Raw genomic sequence first — 21,366 nt, 5'->3', positions numbered from 1 at the left:
ACAATGGTTGAGAATTATAACAGCATGGATCTCGCTGCCTTCAAGAACGTTTGGGTCTTCTGCGAGCAGCGTCAGGGCAAGATGATGCCCACCACCTTTGAACTGATCTCCGAGGGCCGCAAGCTGGCGGACGAGCTGGGCGTGAACCTCTGCGGTCTGCTGCTCGGCGACAACGTCGAGGGCATCGCCAAGGAGCTCGGCGGCTACGGCGCGGACGAGGTCATCGTCTGCGAGCATCCTCTGCTTAAGAACTACACGACCGACGCGTATGCCAAGGTCATCTGCGACGTCATCTCCGAGATGAAGCCCGAGGCGTTCCTCATCGGCGCGACCAACATCGGCCGTGACCTCGGTCCCCGCTGCGCGGCCCGTCTGCACACCGGTCTGTGCGCCGACTGCACGCACCTCGACGTCGATATGCCCATCTACAAGGACTTCCTGCGCAGCGCCTCCACGCTGCCCGAGGAGAAGATCGAGAAGATGAACACCGCCAAGGTCATGGGTCAGGATCACGATGTGTCCCGCGACCTCAAGATGACCCGTCCGGCGTTCGGCGGCAACCTGATGGCCACCATCATCTGCCCGCGCTTCCGTCCCGCCATGGCGACCGTTCGCCCCGGCGTGATGAAGAAGGCCCCCTTCGATCAGGCCAAGGCGGACGCGGTGAAGATCACCAAGCCCAGCTTCACCCTGAGCGAGGCCGATATGGACACCGAGGTCGTCGAGGTCGTCAAGGCCGCGAAGAAGCTCGTTGACCTCATCGGCGCGGACTACATCGTCTCCGTCGGCCGCGGTATCTCCAAGGACGTCGAGGGCGGTATCAAGCTGGCGGAAGAGCTGGCGGACGTGCTCGGCGGCGTTGTCGGCGGCAGCCGTGTTGCCATCGACTCTGGCTGGCTCACTGCCGACCATCAGGTCGGTCAGACCGGCAAGACCGTTCACCCGAAGGTCTACATTGCCCTCGGTATCTCCGGCTCCATCCAGCACAAGGCCGGTATGAGCGAGTCCGAGTGCATCATCGCGGTCAACAAGAACGAGACCGCTCCCATCTTCGAGATCGCCGACTACGGCATCTGCGGCGACCTGTTCAAGGTCACCCCGATGCTCATCGAGGCGTTCAAGGCTGCCAAGGCCGCGAAGTAAGGAAAAATTTCCCAAAGAAAGGCGCGAGCTTCGCGCCTTTCTTTTTTTGCAGATTTTGCCGTGCCGCATTTTGCTTTTGCCGGAAATACTACCGTTGGGTATTGCATGGAAAAAGACAAGGGGAGAAAAACAATGAAGCAAAATTTTGCGATCCTTGCCGTGACCGCGCTGCTGCTCTGTTCCCTCACCGCCTGCGGCGGGGATCAGAACAACGGCGCGGCGAACGGAAATGTCAACGGTGCGGAAAACGGTACCACGAGCGGCATGGCCGGCAAGACCGACAGCAGCTCCAACGTCGGCGGCGAGCTCAAGACCGACCCGGCGACCGGCACGCGCTACACCGGCCGGGAGAACGATTCGGTCGTGCGCTATGGCAACGGCTATGGCAACACGAGCGCGGATAAGCGCGCGGGCACGAAGAATGCGACGGCGAACTCCACGCTCCACGGCAGCTACAACAACCCTACCGGCACGCCTGCGGGGCAGACCGCGGCCTCGGCGCGCGGTATGTCGAACGAGTTGCGCTACCGTCTCATGCTGGAAAACGCCCACGTCCATGACACCGACGGCTTTCTGCTCGACGGCGAAAACGCGCATTACAACACCTTCCGGTGAGGAATACGGCGGAGCGGGAGCCGGCAGCGGCTGTTTCTCCGCCGTTTTTCCGCGTTGACAAAGGGAAATAAAGTCGTTATCATAGGAAGAGATAACGAAAGACGGAGGGCGGAACGATGCGAAATGACCTGCACGCCAATCTGACCGTGCGGATTTTTACCGACCGGAAGTGCTTCGGTCCGGGCGTGGCGGAGCTGCTGCGCCGTGTGCGCGAGCTGCACTCGCTGCGCGCGGCGGCGATGTCGATGAACATGGCCTACTCCAAGGCGTGGACGGTCCTGCGCACCGCGCAGGAGGGGCTGGGCGTCAAGCTGCTCCGGTCCTCCACGGGCGGGCGGAACGGCGGCGGCGCGACGCTGACGGCGGAGGGCGAGAGGCTGCTCGCCGCCTACGAGGACTACTGCGCGAAGCTGAACGCCTACGGCGAGACTCTTTTCGCCGAGACCTTTGCCTTTTACGACACGCTGACGGAGGAGAAGCCGGAATGATCTATAACATCCTCGCGGTGGGCGACGTGGTGGGCGCGTGCGGCGTGAAGCACCTGAGCCGCTGCCTGCGGAGCCTCAAGAAGCGCAAGAGCATCCATTTCACAGTTGTCAACGGCGAAAACGCCGCAATGGTCGGCCTGACGCCGAACGACGCGGACGACATCTTCGCCGCGGGCGCGGACGTCATCACGCTCGGCAACCACACCTTCGGCAAAATGCAGATCCGCGATTACCTCGACGACTGCCCCTATATCCTGCGCCCCGCGAACCTCGGCAGCCGCGTGCCGGGACGCGGCTATGCGGTCTACGACTGCGGCGCGGCGCGCATCGCGGTGATGAACCTCATCGGCCGCTGCGACCTGAGCTTCCACGCCTCGAATCCGTTCACCACGGCGGACGAGCTTCTGAAAGCGGAGGAGAAGCCGACCTTCACGCTCGTTGATTTCCACGCCGAGGCCACGAGCGAAAAGCTCGCGCTGGCGTACTACCTCGACGGGCGCGTGAGCGCCCTATGGGGCACGCACACCCATGTGCCGACCGCCGACGAGGAGGTGTTCCCCAAGGGAACGGGCTATCTCACCGACCTCGGCATGACCGGCGCGGTGCGCAGCGTGCTCGGCATCGAGCCGCAGCAGTCGGTCGAGACGTTTTTGGGCGGCCTCGCGGGACGTTACCGCGCACCCGAGGGACCGTGCAAGCTACAAGGCGCGGTCTTCTCGCTCGACAGCGATACCGGCCTTTGCGTCGGCGTGGAGCGCGTCGACGTGCGATAGACAGAGAGAAGGAAAAGAGGAAAAGCCATGTCCATTGAAAAAGTAAGAGCCTATTTTGAGGGCTTCGGCATCGCCGGCCGTATCCGCGAGTTCGACGTTTCCAGCGCCACGGTGGAGCTGGCGGCCATCGCCGTCGGCGTCGAGGGCGCGCGCATCGCCAAGTCCATGAGCTTCAAGCTCGGCGACGAGCCGATCATCGTGGTCGTCGCGGGCGATCAGAAGATCGACAACGCGAAGTACAAGGCGCAGTTTCACCAGAAGGCCAAGATGCTGACCTTTGACGAGGCCTGCGCCTTTACCGGTCACGCCCCGGGCGGCGTGTGCTCGTTCGCTCTGCCGGAGAACGTCAAAACCTATCTCGACGTGTCGCTCAAGCGCTTCGAGACGGTGTTCCCCGCTGCGGGCAGCAGCAACAGCGCCATCGAGATGACCTGCGAGGAGCTGGAGCGCTATTCCTCCAACTTCTCCGGCTGGGTCGATGTCTGCAAGCCCAAGGAGGGCTGAAAAGAGGAGGGAGACCACATGCAGATCCGCATTGCCAAGTCGCAGCGGGAGGACAAGACGGCGTATGTCGCCGTGCGCGCCGGTGAGATGACCGGCTTCGCCGCCGTCCGCTACGATCTGCGCAGCCTGCTGCGCTATGCCGGCGTCACGCTCGCCGCGCTCATCGCGCTCCGACGGCTGCTGCGCATCTGACCGATACCGAAAAAGGCTCCGACGGCGGTCCAACACTGTTAAGATAAGAAAATCCGTTAGCAAAAAAAGCTCCCCCGTCCATTTCAGAGGAAGTGGACGGGGGAGCTTTCCTTATTTCTATTGTTTCCTGTTGTGCTTACTTCGCGGGCAGGACAATGACCTGTCCCTCGTAAATGGTGTTGGCGTTTACAAGACGGTCGGCGTTGCGCTCAAAAATGGTCTTGTACTTCATCACATCGCCATAGGTCGCCTTGGCAATAGTGCCCAGCGTATCGCCAGCCTTGACCGTATAGAGGGTTTCGCCGCTGGCTGCGACAGGAGCATTGATGCGGGCAACCTTACCCAGCGTTTCGGGCAGAACAAGCGTTGCGCCCTCCGTCAGCTTTGCACCCTTGTTGGCTTTGTAAAGTTCGCTCCACACGCCATAAGTGCCATAATTGTTCAGCGCGATCGTGCCGTAGGTGTCGCCTTTCTTCACGGTATAAGAGCCAGCGGCAGCGGGAGCAGCGGGCTGCGCGGGAGCAGCGGGCTGCGCGGGAGCAGCGGGCTGCGTGGGAGCGGTAGGCTGCGCGGGCGCAGTAGGCTGCTCATCCACACCGCCCAGCTTGATATAGGTCTTGCCATACTCAACCACGAAAAGAGCACCGGCGGGGAATTTGGTGAAAATATCATCAACAGCACCCGTCTTGATTTCCGCCCCCATGTAATCCTCGCCATAGCCGTCCTCGGTCAGCTCGGAAAGCGTAAACATGGAGTCGCCCGTGACCGTTACGGAAGAGCCGGGCTTCACAGTAATCATGGTAACATTCTGGTTCGTATATTCTTCGCTGTCGTAGTCCCAAGCCTTGATGGTTTCCGTAGCAACGGCGGCAGCGTCGAACTTCATGGTCGTATACTCATCAGACCATGTATAGCTGGTGTAGTTGGCTGCAAATGCGGGGACAGACAATGCCACGCAAAGGATAAGCGCGAGGGAAAGGCTTAAAAACTTTTTCATGTTTGAACTTCCTTTCATATTTTGTCGTTGTGCCGTTTCACCCTCTCTTTGCTCCTTCCCTTTGGGCTTTTCTCCCTGCGGCACAACACAAAATCATATCAAAGTCAGCCCACATATTTCCGACCAGCCGCCCACAGGGACGGGGAACATTCCCCGTCCGTGGGCGCTGTCGGAAACATAAAAAGGCGGTGTTGAGCGTATGCCTCAACACCGCCTGACTGTTTATCAATCAAAGCGAAACACCGCCCCATTCCGGCGAATTTTTCTTGCAAAAGAAATACTGCGCCTGTATAATGAAACTTACGGTGCGGTAAAACCGTGGTGTTGAGTGCCTGTATCACTCATCATCGGAGCATAGCGGGCGGCAACCCGCTATGCTCTGCCGCTATTTATGTTTCCGCTCCTAATTTTACCCTAACATTTTAAGAATTGCAATACCTTTTTCGACAGGATATCGTTGAACAGCCGCTTTCTCACACACGGGAGAAAGCGGCTGTTTTGCCTTAACGGGCGAAACTGCCTGTATTTTTCAAAAAAGGCACGGGGACACTTTTTTGCGTTCCCTGATTTTTTGACACAGTAAATAATCTTGTTGAGATTTGTATTTAGACTTTCCTCTGTTGCAGCTTTCCAAAATATGCATCAATTTTTTTGACAGTATATCGACTTGTTGGAAAACGAGAACGACATACCAGTCTAAAGCAAAGATACATTACTGTTTCTGCGGTTTTGCGGTGCTGTTAAGTAGGCGGCACATTTATTTTTCTGAAAATGCCGCTTTTCAGCCCGCAAAACGGGCTTTTGCAAAAAAATATGGCACAGGGCAGGCGTTTCAAAATACCAGCCCCGTGCCTTTTTCTGTCTATGATGCTACGCCGATGTTCGATAGGTGAACGCAACAAAGGTCTTTGGTTTGATTGTTCCGCGCTCTGCTTTTCGTCCCTTTTTGTTGGAGTAGGTGTACTTGGAAATATCCTGCAAGAGTTTTTCACCGCTTGCGTTGGGCGTGCGGTAGAAATCACGGCACAAATCAGTTGCGTCCTTGAAAGAGATTTTTACCTCATTCTGCGTTTCGCTGCTTTTCCCAATTGCCACGGCACGGCAAATCAAAGAGGTAAAGTTGAAAAATGTCAGTTTCGCGTATAACTCCTGAAGCGCACAATCGTCGGAACGCCCGTGCAGAAATTTCAGCCCCGTTTTGTTCTTCAAAGCGTCAAAACCCTGTTCGATGCGCCAGCGCAGACTGTAAATCTTCGCCATCTCCTCAACAGGAAATTCATCACACGGGAGATTTGTCAGCAGCGTTTCGTAGTGGCCGCTGCTGCCGATTTCAAACCGCACAACACGGCAGTTGATCGTGTGCGGCGCAGGGAAGTCAAAGCGCGTTACCCGCGTTTTTTCCGATAGCGTTTTCCCTTTTCGGCTGCCTGTGTTCAAATACACCCAACCGCTTTCTTTGTCGATGTTCCGCTGCGAGGTCGTGACTGTGACGGAAAACAGCTCGTCCAGCGTTTCCAGCGGTAGGCGCTGAATATCCCGCAAAGCCGCTTTGCCTTGTTTTACACGCAGGACAAAGAAAAGATTTGGAATGTTGCAGCAGTGGGCTATGGTGTTATAACTTTCATAGCCCCTGTCCATGACTAAGATGGTCGGCTCTGTAAATTTGCGCCGATAAATCAAAGCCAGCAGCTTTCCCTGTTCGTCCCGCCCCATAGTGCAATCCACGAAAACGGAATTGCTGATGTCGTGAATAACATTCGCGTGCAGGGCATTGTATCCGCGCGGGTTAGTGGGCGTTATGATAAAACTGCTGGAGTTCGGATTACGGAAAATCGGCAGTTCCGTTCCGTCTACCGCCCACAGGTGGTACTTGCCATGAAACCGCTGCCGCGTCAAGCTGTCGCAGCGACGATTAAAACTCTGCCACACTTCATAAAAGGCGCGTGGAGAAATGCCCTTGCGCCGTTGCGATAACGCGCTCGGTGTCACATCGGCGTTGAACAAACGCAGTTCCTTGTTCAGCGAACCGCCGCTAAAACCAATGAGCAGTGAAACGAGATCAAAGGTTGTTAGCTTGCGGTTACGAGTGTAGGTGCGTAAGTCTCCGACATAGCCGCCGCGGGCGGCGGCTATGTCAGCGATGGAGGCGTGGAGGTGCTGTTTGACTGTGTCAGGGATGGTCATGCGAGCCTCCCGCCCGCGCCTGGCAGCAGCTTCTCCGCTGCTAAATTAAGTGCGGAATAAAGGGCTACCACTGCATCGATGGTCGATGTGACTGTGTCGCAGACCTCCACCTCTTCGCAAACGCCGTCACAAGTCGCCTCGACATTGATGTATAAAGTCACTTCGTCGTTGGCTAAAGTTTTATCAAAATCGTAGGGAACCCGCGACATGGAATACAAAGCTTCCAGCATTGCGGGGAACGGGAAAGTGTCAGCTTCGGCGACATCGTAGCTGAGATTGCCAGAATAAGTAGCTAAATTCGCGCCATTACAAAAAGCAGAAATTGTGTAAAGTAAACAAATGAGATTCATGGATAATCCTCCTATATGTCAAAATTTGTGTAAAAAAAGAACGCAAGTCAACTGCTCCGAAAATATCGGCGCTAACTTCGTTCGTTTAAACATCCTAAAACATAATTCATTATCCCGATGGCTTTAACATCGACCCGAAAAAGCGGTTGACTTTCCTCCTTTCATTTTCAAAATAGCATGAATGTTTTGGCAAGTCAACGCACTTTATGAAAAGTTTACAATTTTATTTTATAAAAGGCAAACTCAATACAACTAAAGTTAAATAAGAACTGTAAAGGGAGAAAACCGCAGTTTTCTCCCTTTACAGTTCTTATCTTAACAGTGTTGGACGGCGGTCGGAGCCTTTCCGCTGCCGTGCGCAAGGCTTGACAAGCAGGGCGAAACACCGTAAAATATATATTCGTCAATACACCCGCCGCGCGGCAGGGAACGGTTCCTGTTGGCCGTCCGGCGGCAGAAAAAGAGGAGAAAACAACATGGCACAGGACAAGAAGGTTGAACAGATCACCAACATGGAGGACGATTTCGCCCAATGGTATACCGACATCTGCCGCAAGGCGGAGCTGGTCGAGTACGCCAGCGTCAAGGGCTTCACGATCCTGCGTCCCTACGGCTACGCGATCTGGGAGAATATCCAGCGCATCATGGACGGTGAGTTCAAGAAGACCGGCCACGAGAACGTGGCGATGCCCGTTCTGATCCCCGAGAGCCTGCTGAAGAAGGAGGGCGAGCTGGTCAACGGCTTCGCGCCCGAGGTGGCTTGGGTCACGATGGGCGGCAGCGAGAAGCTGGAGGAGCGCCTGGCGTTCCGCCCCACGTCCGAGACCATGTTCTGCGACCATTGGCACAACGTGCTCCAGACCTACCGCCAGCTCCCAATGCTCTACAACCAGTGGTGCTCCGTCATCCGCTGGGAAAAGACCACGCGCCCGTTCCTGCGCAGCCGTGAGTTCTGGTGGCAGGAGGGCCACACCATCCACGAGACCGCCGAGGAGGCCCGGGCCGAGACCGAGCAGCAGCTCAAGTGCTATGCGGACTTCTTTGAAAACGTCCTCGCCATTCCCGTCGTTCCGGGCCGCAAGACCGAGAAGGAGAAGTTCGCGGGCGCCGAGGCGACCTATACCGTCGAGTGCATGATGAAGGACCGCAAGGCGCTGCAGGGCGCGACCAGTCACTACTTCGGCGATAAGTTCTCCCGCGCCTACGACGTGACCTTCGCCGGCCGCGACAACAAGCTCCAGTATCCGTTCCAGACCTCCTGGGGCTCCACCACGCGCATGATCGGCGCGGTCATTATGACCCACGGCGACAACAACGGCCTCGTCCTGCCCCCGCGCATCGCGCCCGTGCAGGCGGTGGTCATTCCCATCGCGGCGCACAAGAAGCCCGAGGTCGCCGAGGCGGCCAAGGAGCTCAAGGCCCGCCTGCTCGCCATCGACGTGCGCACGAAGCTGGACGACTCCGACCAGTCCATGGGCTGGAAGTGCGCCGAGTACGAAATGCGCGGTGTGCCGCTGCGCATCGAGATCGGCCCGCGCGACCTCGAGAACGGCCAGTGCTGCATCGTCCGCCGCGACAACGGGGAAAAGACCTTTGTCGCGCTCGACACGCTCGAGAGCGCGGTCAAGGAACTGCTTGACCGCATCCACGACAATATGCTCGAAAGAGCGAGAGCAAATCTGGAGGAGAACACCTTCGACCTGTCCACTTGGGAGGAGGTCAAGGAAATGGCCTCCGGCCGCGGCGGCTTTGCGCGCACGAAGTGGTGCGGCAGCCGCGAGTGCGAGCTGGGCATGAAGGAAAAGGCGGGCGTTTCCTCCCGCTGTATGCCGCTGCACCAGTCCGGCACAAAGGGCAAGTGCGTGTTCTGCGGCAAGGAAGCCACGACGGACATCTATTGGGGAGTAGCATACTAAAAAATAAGGGCGTGCAGAGCGCGCCCTTATTTTTTATACCTTTTGGAGCCGCACTTCGCTCCGCGCCTCGCAGGCGCGAGGCGCCTGCTGCGACACTCGCTCCATGAGAGGTGTTTTTCTGACGCGCATGTCGCCAGAAAAAACGATCTTAATTTGGTTTCGCGCCTGCGGGCGCGAAATGCAGGGGGTGGATACGCGCGAGCGCGGCAAAAACGATTTTATTTGGTTTCGCGCCTGCGGGCGCGAAAGGGGCGGACGCGCGCGAGCGTCCTCCGCGACAGATTTTGATTTGTTTCGCGCCGTGCGCGGCGCGAAATAGAGCGCGGCAAAACATTTTTCGGAAAATGGGAACTTTTTCTTCAACGCTCTCGTCCAAAGAAATACAACGCCCAAGGAGGTACAACGACATGAAAAAGTATCTGGCACTTTTGCTGAGTATGCTGCTGCTCGTCGGCTGCGCGCGGATTGAGCCGGAGCAGGGCGGGACGAAGCCCGAGCCGGGACAGCCGGACGATGTGAGCGCGAAGCTGCTGAGCCAGTACGCGCTGGCGGAGGTCAAGCTGCCGGAGCTGCCCGCCGAGCCGAGCGAGGAGGAGCTGTGGACCGCCTACGAAAAGCTCGACTACGACAAGATGGGCGAGGAGGCCTATCACAAGGCGCAGGAGGAGCTGTGGGACGATTTTGACGCCCGCTCCCGCGCCTATTCCGACGCGGTCAAGGCGCTGCGGGGCGAGGGCGTGGACAAGACCATGACGCCCGCGCTGCTCGGCTACAGCACCAAGACGGTCTCCAAGCTGCTCGGCGGCGAGGAGGCGGCGAACGTGGTCTACTCGCCCGCGAACCTCTACCTTGCCCTCTCCATGCTCACCGAGACGGTGGACGGCGAGACGCGCGCCCAGCTCCTCGACCTGCTCGGCGCGGAGGATGAGGAGACCGTCCGCACCACGGCGAACGCCATTTGGCGCTCGCTCTACACCGACAGCGCCAACGGCAAAACGCTGCTCGCCAATTCCCTCTGGCTGAGCGAGGGACAGGTCTATAAGACCGAGACCATCGAGCGGCTGGCGAACGACTACTACGCCTCCGTGTTCAGCGCCCCCATGGGCACCGGCGACACCAACAAAGCCGTGCAGGCATGGCTGAACACCAACACCGGCGGCCTGCTCGCGGACGCGGCGAAGAACATCGAGACGAAGCCGCAGACCGTGATGCTGCTGCTCTCCGCGCTCTACTTCAAGGACCGCTGGAGCGATGAATTTTACGACGGCGCCACGAGCGAGGATACCTTCACTGCCGCCGACGGCACAGCGCAGCGCGCGGACTTCATGCACAAGACGGAGGACCGCGCAAGCTATGTCCGCGGCGAGGGCTACACCGTCGCGCAGCTTTCCTTCCGCGGCGGGGAGCGCATGATCTTCCTGCTGCCCGACGAGGGCACGGCGCTCACGCCGCTGCTGCGCGGCGAAGCGGCGCTGGCCGACCTTTTTACCGATGTGTACGATAGCGACGAAGCGCAGACGGCGAAGCTCGTCTGGAGTGTGCCGAAGTTCGACGTCAACTCCGATCTGGAGCTGACCGACACGCTCAAAATGCTCGGCGTGACGGACGCATTCGACGATACGCGGGCGGACTTCTCGCCGCTGGCAGATTTTGACGAGCCGGCGGCGGTCACGCAGGTGCAGCACGCCGCCCGCGTGAAGATCGACGAGGAGGGCTGCGAGGCCGCGGCGTTCACCGCCATCATGGCGGACGCGACCTCGGCGATGCCGGAGGATCTGCCGGTCGTGGAGATGGAGCTGGACCGCCCGTTCGCCTTCGCCATCACCGGCGCGGACGGCTTGCCGCTGTTCGTCGGCGCGGTCAACACGATGGAATAACAAGCAAAAAGGACGCTCCTCCGAGCGTCCTTTTTGCTCTGCAAAAGCATAGCAAAAATAGATATGTGCCATTTCCTCGCCCCTGCGGGGCAGCCGGAAAGGATGCACAAAGCTTCACGCATCGGCCTTGCGCCTTCTCGTGGGGCGGTACTCGTGCATGAAGTTTTTCATTACCGGAAGTAGACCTTATCCCAATCGGCTGAGCCGATGAATAACATCGGTTCGACCGATAGACCGGCCTTCCCGCCGCGGCGCGCCTCCACAAGCGCCAAAGAGGGAGCGTTTTCCGCCGAGGAGGCTACGAAGCGCAGCCGCTTCGGCTCCAGCCCATGCGCGCGGAGCGTGCAGAAAAGGTCGGATAGCCGCTCGGGCCGGTGGACGAGCGCGAAGCGTCCGCCCCAGCGCAGCACCCGCGCCGCCGCGGCACAGACATCGGCGAGCGTGCAGCCGACCTCTTCCCGCGCGGCTTGCCGCGCCTCGCCCGCGGCGCTCGCGCCGCTCCCCGCCGGGAAGTACGGCGGGTTGGAGAGCGCGTAGTCCATGCTCCCCGCGGCGGGGAGCGCAGCGTTCTCGCGCAGGTCGCCGGTGCGCAGCGTCACGCGCTCCGCCCAGCCGTTTTCGGCAAAGCCCTTTTCCGCGAGCGCGTTCGCCGCAGCGTTCTGCTCCACGCAGAAAAGCGTGAGCGACGGCTCGCGCGCGAGCAGGAGCGTGCCGAGCAGCCCCGTGCCACTGCCGAGGTCGCACACGCGCTCGCCGCGCTTCGGCGCGGCGAACCAGCCGAGCGCGAAGCTGTCGGTCGTCGGCGCGAAGAGCTCCGTATCAAAATAAAAGCAGGGGCCGCCCTGCCGGAGAAAGTCCTTGCGTTCCATGAAGCCTCCGTTCCCTGACAAAAATAAGGACGCGCCAAAGCAGCGCGTCCTTATTTTTTAAGTAGATCTTACTCCTGAGAGATCGCACCATTGGGGCAGGTATCCGCGCAGGAACCGCAGTCCAGGCAGGCACCGGCGTCGATCTGATACTGGGAATCGCCCTGAGAGATCGCACCAACGGGGCAAGCGTCCGCGCAAGCACCGCAGCTAACGCAGGCAGAACTGATGTGATAGGCCATGAGAGCACCTCCATTTGATTGATACGCCTATTGTACACGGCAGAATACGAAAATGCAAGAGGAAGTATGCGGGAATCTTCCGCATTTCGGCAAAAAATTTTGAAACTTTTGATGAAAAATATGCGGGTAAACACGTCTAAAAACCGCTGCGGCAGGAAACAATGCGCTCGGGAGTGTGAAGAATATGGCAGAACAGAAGTTTACCCCGCGCGCGGAAAACGTGCTGCGGCTGGCGCAGGAAACGGCGCTGGAGCTGGGCCATGGTTACGTCGGCTGCGAGCATATCCTGCTGGGACTGCTGCGCGAGGACGGCAGCGCGGCCTGCCGCGCACTGGGCGAGGCCGGCGTGACGGAGGAGCAGCTGCGTGAGCAGCTGGTGCGGACGGTGGGTCACGGCCTGTCCGGCAGCCTGCCCTCACAGGGGCTGACGCCCCGCGCACGCAGCGCGGTGGAGATGGCGGTCGCCGAGGCGATGCGCTTCGCGAGTCCGCGCATCGGCACGGAGCACCTGCTGCTGGGCCTGCTGCGCGACGGCGGCAACATGGCGGTGCGGTTGCTCGCGGCGGCGGGAGCCGACCCGAAGCGCCTTTACGCTACGGTGGTGCGGCGGATCAACGAAACGCCGCGCACGGCGACAAGGGAGGGAAACCGGATGCTGCGTGAAAACGAGAGCGGCAAGCGCGGACGCGGACTCGCGGAGTTTGCCCGCGACCTGACGGCGATGGCGCGCATGGGGCAGCTTGATCCTGTGATCGGGCGCGATACGGAGATCACGCGCGCGGTGCAGATCCTCTCGCGCCGCACGAAGAACAACCCTGTGCTCATCGGCGAGCCGGGCGTCGGCAAGACGGCGGTGGCGGAAGGGCTTGCACAGAAGATCGCGGCGGCGGAGGTGCCTGACGAGCTGATGGACAAGCGCTTGCTTTCGCTCGACCTCTCCGCGATGGTCGCGGGGACAAAGTACCGCGGCGAGTTTGAGGAGCGCGTGAAGGCGCTGCTCGATGAGGTGCGGCGCGAGGGCAATGTCATTCTGTTCCTTGACGAGCTGCACACCATCGTCGGCGCGGGCAGCGCCGAGGGCGCGGTGGACGCGGCGAACATCCTCAAGCCCGCGCTGGGGCGCGGAGAGCTCCGCGTGGTCGGCGCGACGACGCTTGCCGAGTACCGGAGGTATATCGAAAAGGACGCGGCGCTCGAGCGCCGCTTTCAGCCCATCACGGTCGGCGAGCCGACGGAGGAGCAGGCGCTTGCGATCCTGCGCGCGCTGCGCCCACGCTACGAGAGCCATCACCGTCTGAAGATATCCGACGAGGCGCTTGCCGCCGCGGTGACGCTCTCGCGCCGCTACATCACAGGGCGCTTTCTGCCGGACAAGGCGGTGGATCTGATGGACGAGGCGGCGTCCCGCGTGCGGATGGGCACGCGTCCCGACTCACCGGAGCTGCGGGCGATGGAGGCCAAGGCCGCCGAGGCGGAGCGCGACCGCGCGGCAGCGGTCGCGGAGCAGAACTATGAGCGGGCGGCCATGCTGCGCGATGTGGAGCACAGCTGCCGCGAGCAGGCGGAGCAGGAACGCGAGGCGCTGCGCCGCGCGCAGCGGGAAAAGCAGAGGACCGTCGGCGAGGAGGACGTGGCCGCGGTGGTCTCCGCCTGGACGGGCGTGCCCGTCACACGCCTGACGGGGGATGAGGGCGAGCGTCTGCTGCGGCTGGAGGATACGCTCCACGCGCGCGTGGTGGGGCAGGACGAGGCGGTGCGGGAGGTCGCCCACGCGCTGCGCCGCGCCCGCGCGGGACTGCGCGATCCGAAGCGGCCCGTCGGCTCGTTTCTCTTTCTCGGTCCCACGGGCGTGGGCAAAACGGAGCTGTGCCGCGCGCTGGCCGACGCGGTGTTCGGCGACGAGGAGGCGCTGGTGCGCCTGGATATGTCGGAGTATATGGAGCGGCATACCGTCTCGCGGCTCGTCGGCGCGCCGCCGGGCTACGTCGGCTACGACGAGGGCGGGCAGCTGACCGAGAAGGTGCGCCGCCGCCCGTGGTCGGTGGTGCTCTTCGACGAGATCGAAAAGGCGCACGAGGACGTGTGGAATTTGCTGCTGCAAATTTTGGAGGACGGTGTGCTGACCGACGCGCAGGGGCGGCGCGTGGACTTCCGCAATACGGTGCTCGTCATGACCTCGAACGTGGGCGCGAAGGCCATCACGTCGAGCGCGGCGAAGCTCGGCTTCGCGCAGGCCGAGGACGGTGACGGCGGCTTTGCGCGTGTGAAGGAAACGGTTATGGCTGAGCTGCGGGCGACCTTCAAGCCGGAATTTCTTAACCGCATCGACTCGACCGTGGTGTTCCGCCGCCTGAGCCGCGCGGACGTTTCGGCCATCGCGCGGCGGATGCTCAAGGCCACCGTGCAGCGCGCCGCGGCGCTCGGCGTCACGCTGACGGTCGAGGACGCGGCGGTCGAGCGCATCGCGGACGAGGGCTTCGACCCGCTCTACGGCGCGCGGCCCCTGCGCCGCGTGATCCGCGCCGAGGTGGAGGACGCCGTGGCAGAGCTGCTGCTCAGCGGGGCGCTCCACGCGGGCGGCGCCGCCCGCATCGCGGCGGAGGACGGAACGCTCCGCGTTCGGCGGGAGGAGCCGTCGATCCCCGCCGCGGCGGAGACGTAAGAAAAGGGTCAGCCGGCGGCTGACCCTTTTCGATGTTCCTTTTTCAGCGCTCAAAGAGGAGATGCAGCAGCTCGCAGCCGTGCGCGACGAAGGGACCGTTCTCGCCGGCCTTTTCGGTGTACACACCGCCGCGCCCGCTGTCGATGCGGCTGTCGTAGAGCAGATACGGCACGGGATCGCCGTCGTGCCCGCGTGTCGCGGTGAGCGTTTTGTGGTCGGAGAGGAGCAGCAGGCGGTAGTCCATGTGCGCCGCGTCCAGACGCTCGGTGAGGGGCTTGACGAGCCGGCTGTCGAGCCATTCGATGGCCTGCACCTTGCCCTTGAGGTCGCCGTTGTGGGTGCATTCATCGGGCGCCTCGAGGTGCAGGCAGACGAAGTCGTACTTCTGAAGGCTCGCCCATGTGGCCTCTAACTTGCCCTCAAAGTTGGTGTCGATCTCGCCGGTCGCGCCCTCGACCTCGACCATCTCGAGTCCGCGCAGCACGCCGATGCCGTGGCACAGGGGCACCGCGCTGATGACCGCGCCGCCGCAGCCGTACTCCTCGCGGAAGTCGGGAAGCTGCATCGCCGTGCCCGCTGCCCAGAACCAGATGCCGTTCGCGCCGAGCTTGCCCTCCGCGCGGCGCTTTTCGGTGACGGGATGGTGCTCCAGCACGCGGTTGGCAAGGCGCATAAGGTCGGCAAAGACCTTGGCGAGCGCCGCGTCCTTCCCGCTCGGGAGCAGCGGGCCGATGACCTCGCCGAGGTGGTCGTGCGGCGGGATAAAGCACACGCCGCTCGGATCGCAATGGTGCTTCACCGCCAGCGGACGGAACGAGGGGCTGGGGTCGATGTACATATCCGCCGCACGGAGCGCGGCGGAAAATTCGGGATCGCTGTTGAGCGCGGCGACAACGTCGAGCGCGTCCTGTCCGGCGATGGAGCCGGCGGAGTGGGAGAGAATGCGCTTTTCCTCATAGGGCTGATCGCCCGGCTCGAGCGCGACGAGGTTGCAGCGGAACGCCGCGTCGCCGGGAACGAGCCTGAGCCCGATGGCGGCGGCCTCCATCGGCGAGCGGCCGGAGAAGTGCTTGAGCGGGTCGCAGCCGAAGATGGAGAGGATCGCGGTCTCACTGCCCGCGGGCAGCGGCTTGGGGCAGTTCACAACGCTGCCGACCGTGCCGCGCGCGGCGAGGGAATCAATGGTGGGGATGTCGGCGTACTCGAGCGGCGTTTTGCCGCCGAGGGCCTCGACGGGGTTGTCCGCCATGCCGTCGCCGATGACAACAAGATATTTCATAGGAGTGCCTCCTTATCTGACGATGAATGCAGTATAGCAGGGGGATGGGCAAAAATCAAGGACAAAAGTCCGCGTGTCGCGGAAATTTCCCTGCTGAACGGAAAACGGACGGGATACCCCGTCCGTTTTGTGCGGTTTGATGACCTTAACAGTTTGCCTTCCCCGATGCTCAGCGCCTGCGGCCGCGATAACCGGCGGGAGCGGCGCGTCCGCTGCTGCGCTTGCCGTAGCGCCGTCCGCGCCCGTTCCCGCGCAGGAAAAGGAATGCGAGAATGAGCAGGAGAAGGACGACGAGAACGATCCTGACGACGGTACGGGAGAAGAAGTCCGCCACGTCGCGCCTGGCGACCAGCAGCCACGAGGCTGACACATCGCTGAGCGCGAGCAGCTTGACCGTGCCGTAGACGGTGCCGTTGTAGGAGACGGTCATTTCGCCCAGCTCGTCGCCGGCGGCAATGGGGGCGTCCACGCTGTCCGGCAGCGTGATGTCGCGCGTGAGTTCGCTGAGGTCCAGCTCCGTGGGCAGCATCCGCGTGATGCTCTCGGCGGGGTGGGCGACGACGTAGTTCGCCTCGCTCGAAAGGGCGACCGGGACCTCGCGCACCAGCTCGTCGGCGGAGACGACCTCGCGGCGGGAGAAGCAGTCAAAGCCGTAGTCAAAGAGACGGATGGTCTCGGAAAAGCTCTTGGTGAGGGTGCTCTTGCCGTCGGCAAGGGTGATCTTCTCCGCGCCGAGCACCACGCTCACAAGCTGACGGTCGCCGCGCACGGCGGAGGAAACGAGGCAGTGACCGGCCTCCTCGGTCGAGCCGGTCTTGATGCCCTGCGCGTCGCGGTAGAGGTAGCCGAGCTCGCGCCAGTTGGAAATGAGGCGGTTGGTGGAGTGGAGCACATGGCGCTGGTTGTGGTCGGTCTCGGCGATCTCCGCGGACTTGGAGTTGCAGATCTCCATGAATTTCTCGTAGGGCATCAGCGCGCGCGTGATGAGATAGATGTCCCACGCGGTGGTGTAGTGGTCGGGATCGTGCAGACCGGAGGTGTTGACGTAGTGCGTGTTTTCGCAGCCGAGCGCGGCGGCGCGCTCGTTCATCCTCTGCACGAACTGGGAGATGTTCCCCTCGCCGCACACGGCCTCGGCGAGGATGTTGCACGCCTCGTTCGCCGAGACGATGAGCATACATTGCAGAAGCTGCTCGACCGTCAGCACCTCGCCGGCCTTGATGCCGGCGGTGCTGCCGTAGATGCTCAGACCCTCGAAGGCGCTCTCGTGCGCCGTGATGGGCTGGTCGAGCGAGAGCTGCCCCGCGTCGATCGCCTCGAACACCAGCAGCGCCACCGTCAGCTTGGTGATGCTTGCGGGGTAGTTCTTCTCGTGGGCGTTCTTTTCGTAGAGGATCTCGCCCGTTTCCTTCTCAACGAGCAGGGCGGCGCGGGCGTCGATGTCGATCTCCTCAAAGGCGGAGGCCGGTACGCTCAGCAGGGAGACGAGCAGGCCGAGGACCAAAAAAAGAGCAAAAAAGCGGCGTTTTTTCATGGAAATGTACCTCGCAGTATGTTACAATAAAAAATAAATCTTATGCTTGGCGGGCGCTTCGCCCGCACTCGACTTCGTTCGACCTTCAGTATAACAAAAAACAGGAGGGAGTTCAACCGTGGAACGGCAGGAAAAAGGCGGCAGCACCTATTTCTTTTTAGTGCTTGTGACGCTTGCGTTTCTCGCTGCGGTTCTGTATTTGACCTTCGGCGCGAATCGCGCGGGGCGGGAGGACTACACCGTACAGACCGAGCGGAGCACGGAGGAGGAGATCGCGCCCGTGCGCGTGCTTGTAAACATCAACACCGCGACCGCCGAGGAGCTGGAGACCGTTACCGGCATCGGGCTGGTGCTGGCGCAGGCGATCCTCGACTACCGCGCCGAGCACGGAGACTTTCAGACGCTCGACGAGCTGCTGGAGGTGCGCGGCATCGGCAGCGCGAAGCTCGACGCCATGCGCGATGAAATTACGACAGGAGGCGATGCGCCGTGAAAATTTTAGTGGTGGACGACGAGAAGCTGCTCGTCAAGGGCATCAAATTCAACCTTGAGAACGAGGGCTATCAGGTCGAGACCGCCTTCGACGGCGCGGCCGCCGTCGAGCTGGCCAGGAGCGAGAGCTTCGACCTCATCATCCTGGACCTGATGATGCCGGAGGTGGACGGACTGACCGCCTGTATGCGCATCCGCGAATTCTCCGCGGTGCCCATCATCATGCTCACCGCCCGCAGCGAGGACGCGGACAAGATCATCGGCCTCGAGTCCGGCGCGGACGATTACGTCACCAAGCCCTTCAACATTTTAGAGCTCAAGGCGCGTATCCGCGCTCTGCTGCGCCGCGCGGGCCAGACCGCGCAGAAGCGCACGGAGCTGCTGACCGCCGGCGGCATCGCGCTCGACACCGAGCGGCGCATCGCGCTGCGCGACGGCGTGCCGGTCGATCTGACGGCGAAGGAATACGACATTTTGGAGCTGCTCATCAAGAATCCCCACCGCGTATACTCGCGCGAGAATCTGATGGATCTCGTCTGGGGCTACACCTACGCCGGCGACTACCGCACGGTGGATGTCCACATCCGCCGCCTGCGCGAAAAGCTGGAGCATGACCCCGCCGAGCCGGAGCACATCATGACCAAGTGGGGCGTGGGCTACTACCTCAAGGACTGAGCGGCGCACGGAAGGAAAACGAACGGGAGGAGGGGAGCGCCGTGCGGCGTGCGAGCTTACAGGTCAAATTCGGCCTGAGCTATATTCTGGTCATTGCGGCGGTGCTCGTTTTCATGAACACCTACCCTCTGATCGTGTCGGAAAACCTGGTCGTGCGCTCCAAGCAGACGACGCTGCAAAGCAGCGTGAGCGTGATGGTGACGGCGCTGAGCGGTTTGGAGGAGCTGAGCGAGGAGAACGTCGCCTCCGCGATGACGCTGGTGGAGGATACCGGCATTTCCCGCATTCTCGTCACGGACGCCGCGGGGCGCATCCTCTACGACACCCGCGAGACGGACGGCGCGGTGGGCCGCTACGGGCTTTACACCGAGATCGTGCAGGCGCTGCGGGGCTACGATGCCTTCTATGCCGACTTTACCGACGGCGCGTTCCGCAGCCGCGCGGCCTCGCCGGTCATCTACCGCAGCCAGACCATCGGCGCGGTCTATGCCTATGAGTACGACGTGGAGCAGGCGACGCTGCTGCTGACGCTGCAGAAGAATCTGCTGCGCATCTCGGCGGCGGTCGCGGGCTTTGTCGTGCTGCTGAGCCTGCTGCTCTCGCGGATGCTCACGCGCCGCTTCGGCGTGCTGCTCGAGGCCATCCGCCGCGTGCGCGAGGGCGCGTACAGCTATCACGCCGAGATCGGCGGTCGCGACGAGATCAGCGAGATCGCCGAGGAGTTCAACAGCCTCTCCGACCGCTTGCAGACGACGGAGGAGGCGCGCCGCCGCTTCGTCTCCGACGCGAGCCACGAGCTGAAAACGCCGCTGGCCGGTATCCGCCTGCTCTCCGACTCGATTTTGCAGACCGAAGACATCGACGCCGCCACGGTGCGCGAGTTCGTCGGCGACATCGTGCAGGAGACCGACCGCCTGACGCGCATCACGGAAAATCTGCTGCGGCTCACGCGGCTCGACAGCGGCATCGTCGAGCCGGCGCAGAGCGTCGCGGTCGCGCCGGTCATCGAGCGCGTGGTGCGGATGCTGCGGCTGGTCGCCGACGAGAAGCGGGTCGAGCTGACCTATCTCGTCGAGCGGGAGCAGAGCGTGCGGGCCGGCGTGGACGACCTGCACCAGATCATTTATAACCTCACCGAGAACGCCATCAAATACAACCGCCCCGGCGGCTTCGTGCGCGTGACGCTCGGCGGCACGGAGGACGAGTGCGTGCTGCGCGTGGAGGACAACGGCATCGGCATTCCCGAGGAGGATATGCCGCGCGTGTTCGACCGCTTCTACCGCGTGGACAAGATGCGCTCGCGCGCCGCGGGCGGCACGGGCCTTGGACTTTCCATTGTGGCGGACACCGTGCGCCGCCGCGGCGGCAGCATCGCTGTCAGCGCCCGCGCGGGCGGCGGCACCTGCTTCACGGTGCGGCTTCCTGCCGTGCGGAGGGAGGGGGAGACATGAGAAGAAAGGCTTTCCTGTTCGCGTTTCTCGTTCTTTCGCTGCTGCTCGCCGCCTGTGTGCGCGGCGGCGGGACGGAGGGAGAAAACAGCTATACGATCTACTACCCCGCCGCCGAGCTGCGCGACGTGCCGGGCGAGGACGCCATCGTTGCCCGCACCGTGCAGCTCCCGGACGCCGACACGCTCACGCAGGAGGAGCTGGCGCAGCGATTGCTGGAGCGGCTTCTTGCCGACGCGCCGGATGCGGGCGTCCGCGCACCGATGCCGGGCGGGACAACGCTTCTGAGCCTGTCGGTCCTCGGCAACTGGGCGCGGGTGGACTTCTCGCGGCAGTATGCACGCCTTGCGGGCATCGATCTGACGCTCGCCGATTACTGCGTGACGCTCACGCTCACGCAGCTCGACGGCGTGAACGCGGTGTCCATCACCTCGGGCGGGCGGGAGCTGCCGTACCGCGAGACGCAGACGCTTACGGCGGCGGATCCGCTGCTGTCGATGCGCGAGGACGCGCTGCGCCCCATCACCGTGTCGCTCTACTTCCTCGACCCGACGAGCGGCGCGCTGCGCGCGGAAAAGCGCGCGCTGGCGCTCTACGAGGGGCAGACGCGTGTGAACGCGCTGCTGGAGGCGCTCGCGCAGGGCCCTGAGAGCGACGCGCTCGCAGCGCTGCTGCCGGAGGAGTTCACCGTGCTCTCCGCCCGCGTGGAGGAGGGGACGTGCTACCTCAATCTGCCCTCCGACGCCGATCTCGGCATCTCGCCGCGGCAGACGGTGGAGTCGCTGGTGCTCTCGCTCTGCTCGCTCGACACCGTCGAGCGCGTGCAGATCGTTGTGGACGGCGAGATCGCGGCGCAGCTGAACGGTGTGAACGTCGGCGAGCCGCTGACGCCATGAGAAAAGAAAGAACGCCGCACGGCCTGTGAGCCGTGCGGCGTTTTCTTGGCGCCTTAAGGCGTGGAAATAAACCCCCAGTTCTACTGGGGGAAGAAAAATAGCTTTAGCATGAGTAAAACCTCCTATTGCGGTATACTGGTAAAGGTTTGGCGACCGCATTACCAGAGCAATAGGAGGTTTTATGCAATTTAAAAAAGACGAAAGAAACGAAATAAAGAGCACATCACATTCAA

Annotated in this window: 21 protein-coding genes; 14 read left to right on the top strand and 7 right to left on the bottom strand. The window is 61.9% G+C overall.

All coding sequences use genetic code 11. The features are described from left to right. The first annotated feature begins 3 nt into the window (after positions 1-3). The 6 genes from acrA to KQI17_RS12030 all read left to right on the top strand — a co-directional run bounded on the left by acrA (position 4) and on the right by KQI17_RS12030 (position 3,715). The gene (gene acrA / locus KQI17_RS12055; RefSeq protein ID WP_022018761.1) at positions 4-1,143 is read left to right on the top strand and encodes an acryloyl-CoA reductase electron transfer subunit beta; all 1,140 of its coding nucleotides are present in this window, start codon (positions 4-6) and stop codon (positions 1,141-1,143) included. A 132-nt stretch (positions 1,144-1,275) separates the two neighbouring features. Beyond that, complete coding sequence (locus KQI17_RS12050) at positions 1,276-1,758, top strand: hypothetical protein (protein WP_216496460.1); 483 nt, start codon at positions 1,276-1,278, stop codon at positions 1,756-1,758. Between the two features lie 116 nt (positions 1,759-1,874). Continuing rightward, complete coding sequence (locus KQI17_RS12045) at positions 1,875-2,246, top strand: winged helix-turn-helix domain-containing protein (protein WP_216496459.1); 372 nt, start codon at positions 1,875-1,877, stop codon at positions 2,244-2,246. Next, on the top strand, positions 2,243-3,019 hold the full coding sequence (locus tag KQI17_RS12040; protein ID WP_216496458.1) for a TIGR00282 family metallophosphoesterase: 777 nt from the start codon (positions 2,243-2,245) through the stop codon (positions 3,017-3,019). Before KQI17_RS12045 ends, KQI17_RS12040 begins: the two co-directional genes overlap by 4 nt. Positions 3,020-3,046: 27 nt before the next feature. Further along, positions 3,047-3,523: a YbaK/EbsC family protein gene (locus KQI17_RS12035; RefSeq protein WP_022018765.1), complete on the top strand. Its 477-nt coding sequence runs from the start codon at positions 3,047-3,049 to the stop codon at positions 3,521-3,523. A gap of 18 nt (positions 3,524-3,541) precedes the next feature. Further along, positions 3,542-3,715: a hypothetical protein gene (locus tag KQI17_RS12030; protein WP_022018766.1), complete on the top strand. Its 174-nt coding sequence runs from the start codon at positions 3,542-3,544 to the stop codon at positions 3,713-3,715. A gap of 136 nt (positions 3,716-3,851) precedes the next feature. Here the strand turns inward: KQI17_RS12030 and KQI17_RS12025 are convergent, their stop codons facing one another. The 3 genes from KQI17_RS12025 to KQI17_RS12015 form a co-directional block, all read right to left on the bottom strand. Beyond that, the gene (locus KQI17_RS12025) at positions 3,852-4,712 is read right to left on the bottom strand and encodes a LysM peptidoglycan-binding domain-containing protein (protein WP_216496457.1); all 861 of its coding nucleotides are present in this window, start codon (positions 4,710-4,712) and stop codon (positions 3,852-3,854) included. A gap of 870 nt (positions 4,713-5,582) precedes the next feature. Then, positions 5,583-6,896: an IS4 family transposase gene (locus KQI17_RS12020; RefSeq protein WP_216496456.1), complete on the bottom strand. Its 1,314-nt coding sequence runs from the start codon at positions 6,894-6,896 to the stop codon at positions 5,583-5,585. Further along, positions 6,893-7,246: a hypothetical protein gene (locus KQI17_RS12015; RefSeq protein ID WP_216496455.1), complete on the bottom strand. Its 354-nt coding sequence runs from the start codon at positions 7,244-7,246 to the stop codon at positions 6,893-6,895. Before KQI17_RS12015 ends, KQI17_RS12020 begins: the two co-directional genes overlap by 4 nt. A 476-nt stretch (positions 7,247-7,722) precedes the next feature. On the opposite strand from KQI17_RS12015, the gene proS reads away from it, so the two are divergent. The 3 genes from proS to KQI17_RS12000 all read left to right on the top strand — a co-directional run bounded on the left by proS (position 7,723) and on the right by KQI17_RS12000 (position 11,039). Continuing rightward, positions 7,723-9,162 (top strand): proline--tRNA ligase, encoded by a 1,440-nt coding sequence (proS, locus tag KQI17_RS12010; protein ID WP_216496454.1) that lies wholly within the window; start codon positions 7,723-7,725, stop codon positions 9,160-9,162. Positions 9,163-9,265: 103 nt separating this feature from the next. Next, positions 9,266-9,481: a hypothetical protein gene (locus tag KQI17_RS12005; RefSeq protein ID WP_216496453.1), complete on the top strand. Its 216-nt coding sequence runs from the start codon at positions 9,266-9,268 to the stop codon at positions 9,479-9,481. Positions 9,482-9,569: 88 nt separating this feature from the next. Continuing rightward, entirely contained in the window at positions 9,570-11,039 is a 1,470-nt protein-coding gene (locus KQI17_RS12000) for a serpin family protein (RefSeq protein WP_216496452.1), read from the top strand. A 170-nt stretch (positions 11,040-11,209) separates the two neighbouring features. Here the strand turns inward: KQI17_RS12000 and KQI17_RS11995 are convergent, their stop codons facing one another. After that, entirely contained in the window at positions 11,210-11,908 is a 699-nt protein-coding gene (locus tag KQI17_RS11995; protein WP_216496451.1) for a tRNA1(Val) (adenine(37)-N6)-methyltransferase, read from the bottom strand. A gap of 68 nt (positions 11,909-11,976) precedes the next feature. Next, positions 11,977-12,147: a DUF362 domain-containing protein gene (locus tag KQI17_RS11990; RefSeq protein ID WP_022019165.1), complete on the bottom strand. Its 171-nt coding sequence runs from the start codon at positions 12,145-12,147 to the stop codon at positions 11,977-11,979. A 184-nt stretch (positions 12,148-12,331) separates the two neighbouring features. Here KQI17_RS11990 and KQI17_RS11985 point away from each other — a divergent pair, with 184 nt between their 5' ends. Beyond that, positions 12,332-14,809, top strand: a complete 2,478-nt coding sequence (locus KQI17_RS11985) for an ATP-dependent Clp protease ATP-binding subunit (protein ID WP_216496450.1) — start codon at positions 12,332-12,334, stop codon at positions 14,807-14,809. 43 nt (positions 14,810-14,852) lie between these two features. On the opposite strand, the gene apgM is transcribed toward KQI17_RS11985, so the two are convergent. Both apgM and KQI17_RS11975 read right to left on the bottom strand, forming a co-directional pair. Then, on the bottom strand, positions 14,853-16,088 hold the full coding sequence (gene apgM, locus KQI17_RS11980; RefSeq protein ID WP_216496449.1) for a 2,3-bisphosphoglycerate-independent phosphoglycerate mutase: 1,236 nt from the start codon (positions 16,086-16,088) through the stop codon (positions 14,853-14,855). A gap of 169 nt (positions 16,089-16,257) precedes the next feature. Further along, the gene (locus KQI17_RS11975; RefSeq protein WP_216496448.1) at positions 16,258-17,622 is read right to left on the bottom strand and encodes a D-alanyl-D-alanine carboxypeptidase family protein; all 1,365 of its coding nucleotides are present in this window, start codon (positions 17,620-17,622) and stop codon (positions 16,258-16,260) included. Positions 17,623-17,740: 118 nt separating this feature from the next. On the opposite strand from KQI17_RS11975, the gene KQI17_RS11970 reads away from it, so the two are divergent. The 4 genes from KQI17_RS11970 to KQI17_RS11955 are packed head-to-tail and all read left to right on the top strand — an operon-like array spanning position 17,741 to position 21,133. Beyond that, entirely contained in the window at positions 17,741-18,115 is a 375-nt protein-coding gene (locus KQI17_RS11970; protein ID WP_216496447.1) for a ComEA family DNA-binding protein, read from the top strand. Continuing rightward, entirely contained in the window at positions 18,112-18,789 is a 678-nt protein-coding gene (locus KQI17_RS11965) for a response regulator transcription factor (RefSeq protein ID WP_216496446.1), read from the top strand. Before KQI17_RS11970 ends, KQI17_RS11965 begins: the two co-directional genes overlap by 4 nt. 41 nt (positions 18,790-18,830) lie before the next feature. Continuing rightward, a complete protein-coding gene (locus tag KQI17_RS11960; protein ID WP_371821998.1) occupies positions 18,831-20,240 on the top strand; it encodes a sensor histidine kinase in 1,410 nt (469 codons plus the stop codon). Further along, positions 20,237-21,133 carry a GerMN domain-containing protein gene (locus KQI17_RS11955; protein ID WP_216496445.1) on the top strand — a complete coding sequence of 299 codons (897 nt, stop codon included), beginning with the start codon at positions 20,237-20,239 and terminating at the stop codon, positions 21,131-21,133. Before KQI17_RS11960 ends, KQI17_RS11955 begins: the two co-directional genes overlap by 4 nt. The last annotated feature ends 233 nt before the right edge of the window (positions 21,134-21,366 follow it).

The sequence above is a fragment of the Oscillibacter sp. MSJ-31 genome, assembly GCF_018918025.1.
In the GTDB taxonomy this organism is placed as follows: Bacteria; Bacillota; Clostridia; order Oscillospirales; family Oscillospiraceae; genus Hominicoprocola.
Note: the sequence above shows the minus strand (reverse complement) of the source record. Positions and strands in the feature narration are given on the sequence as shown.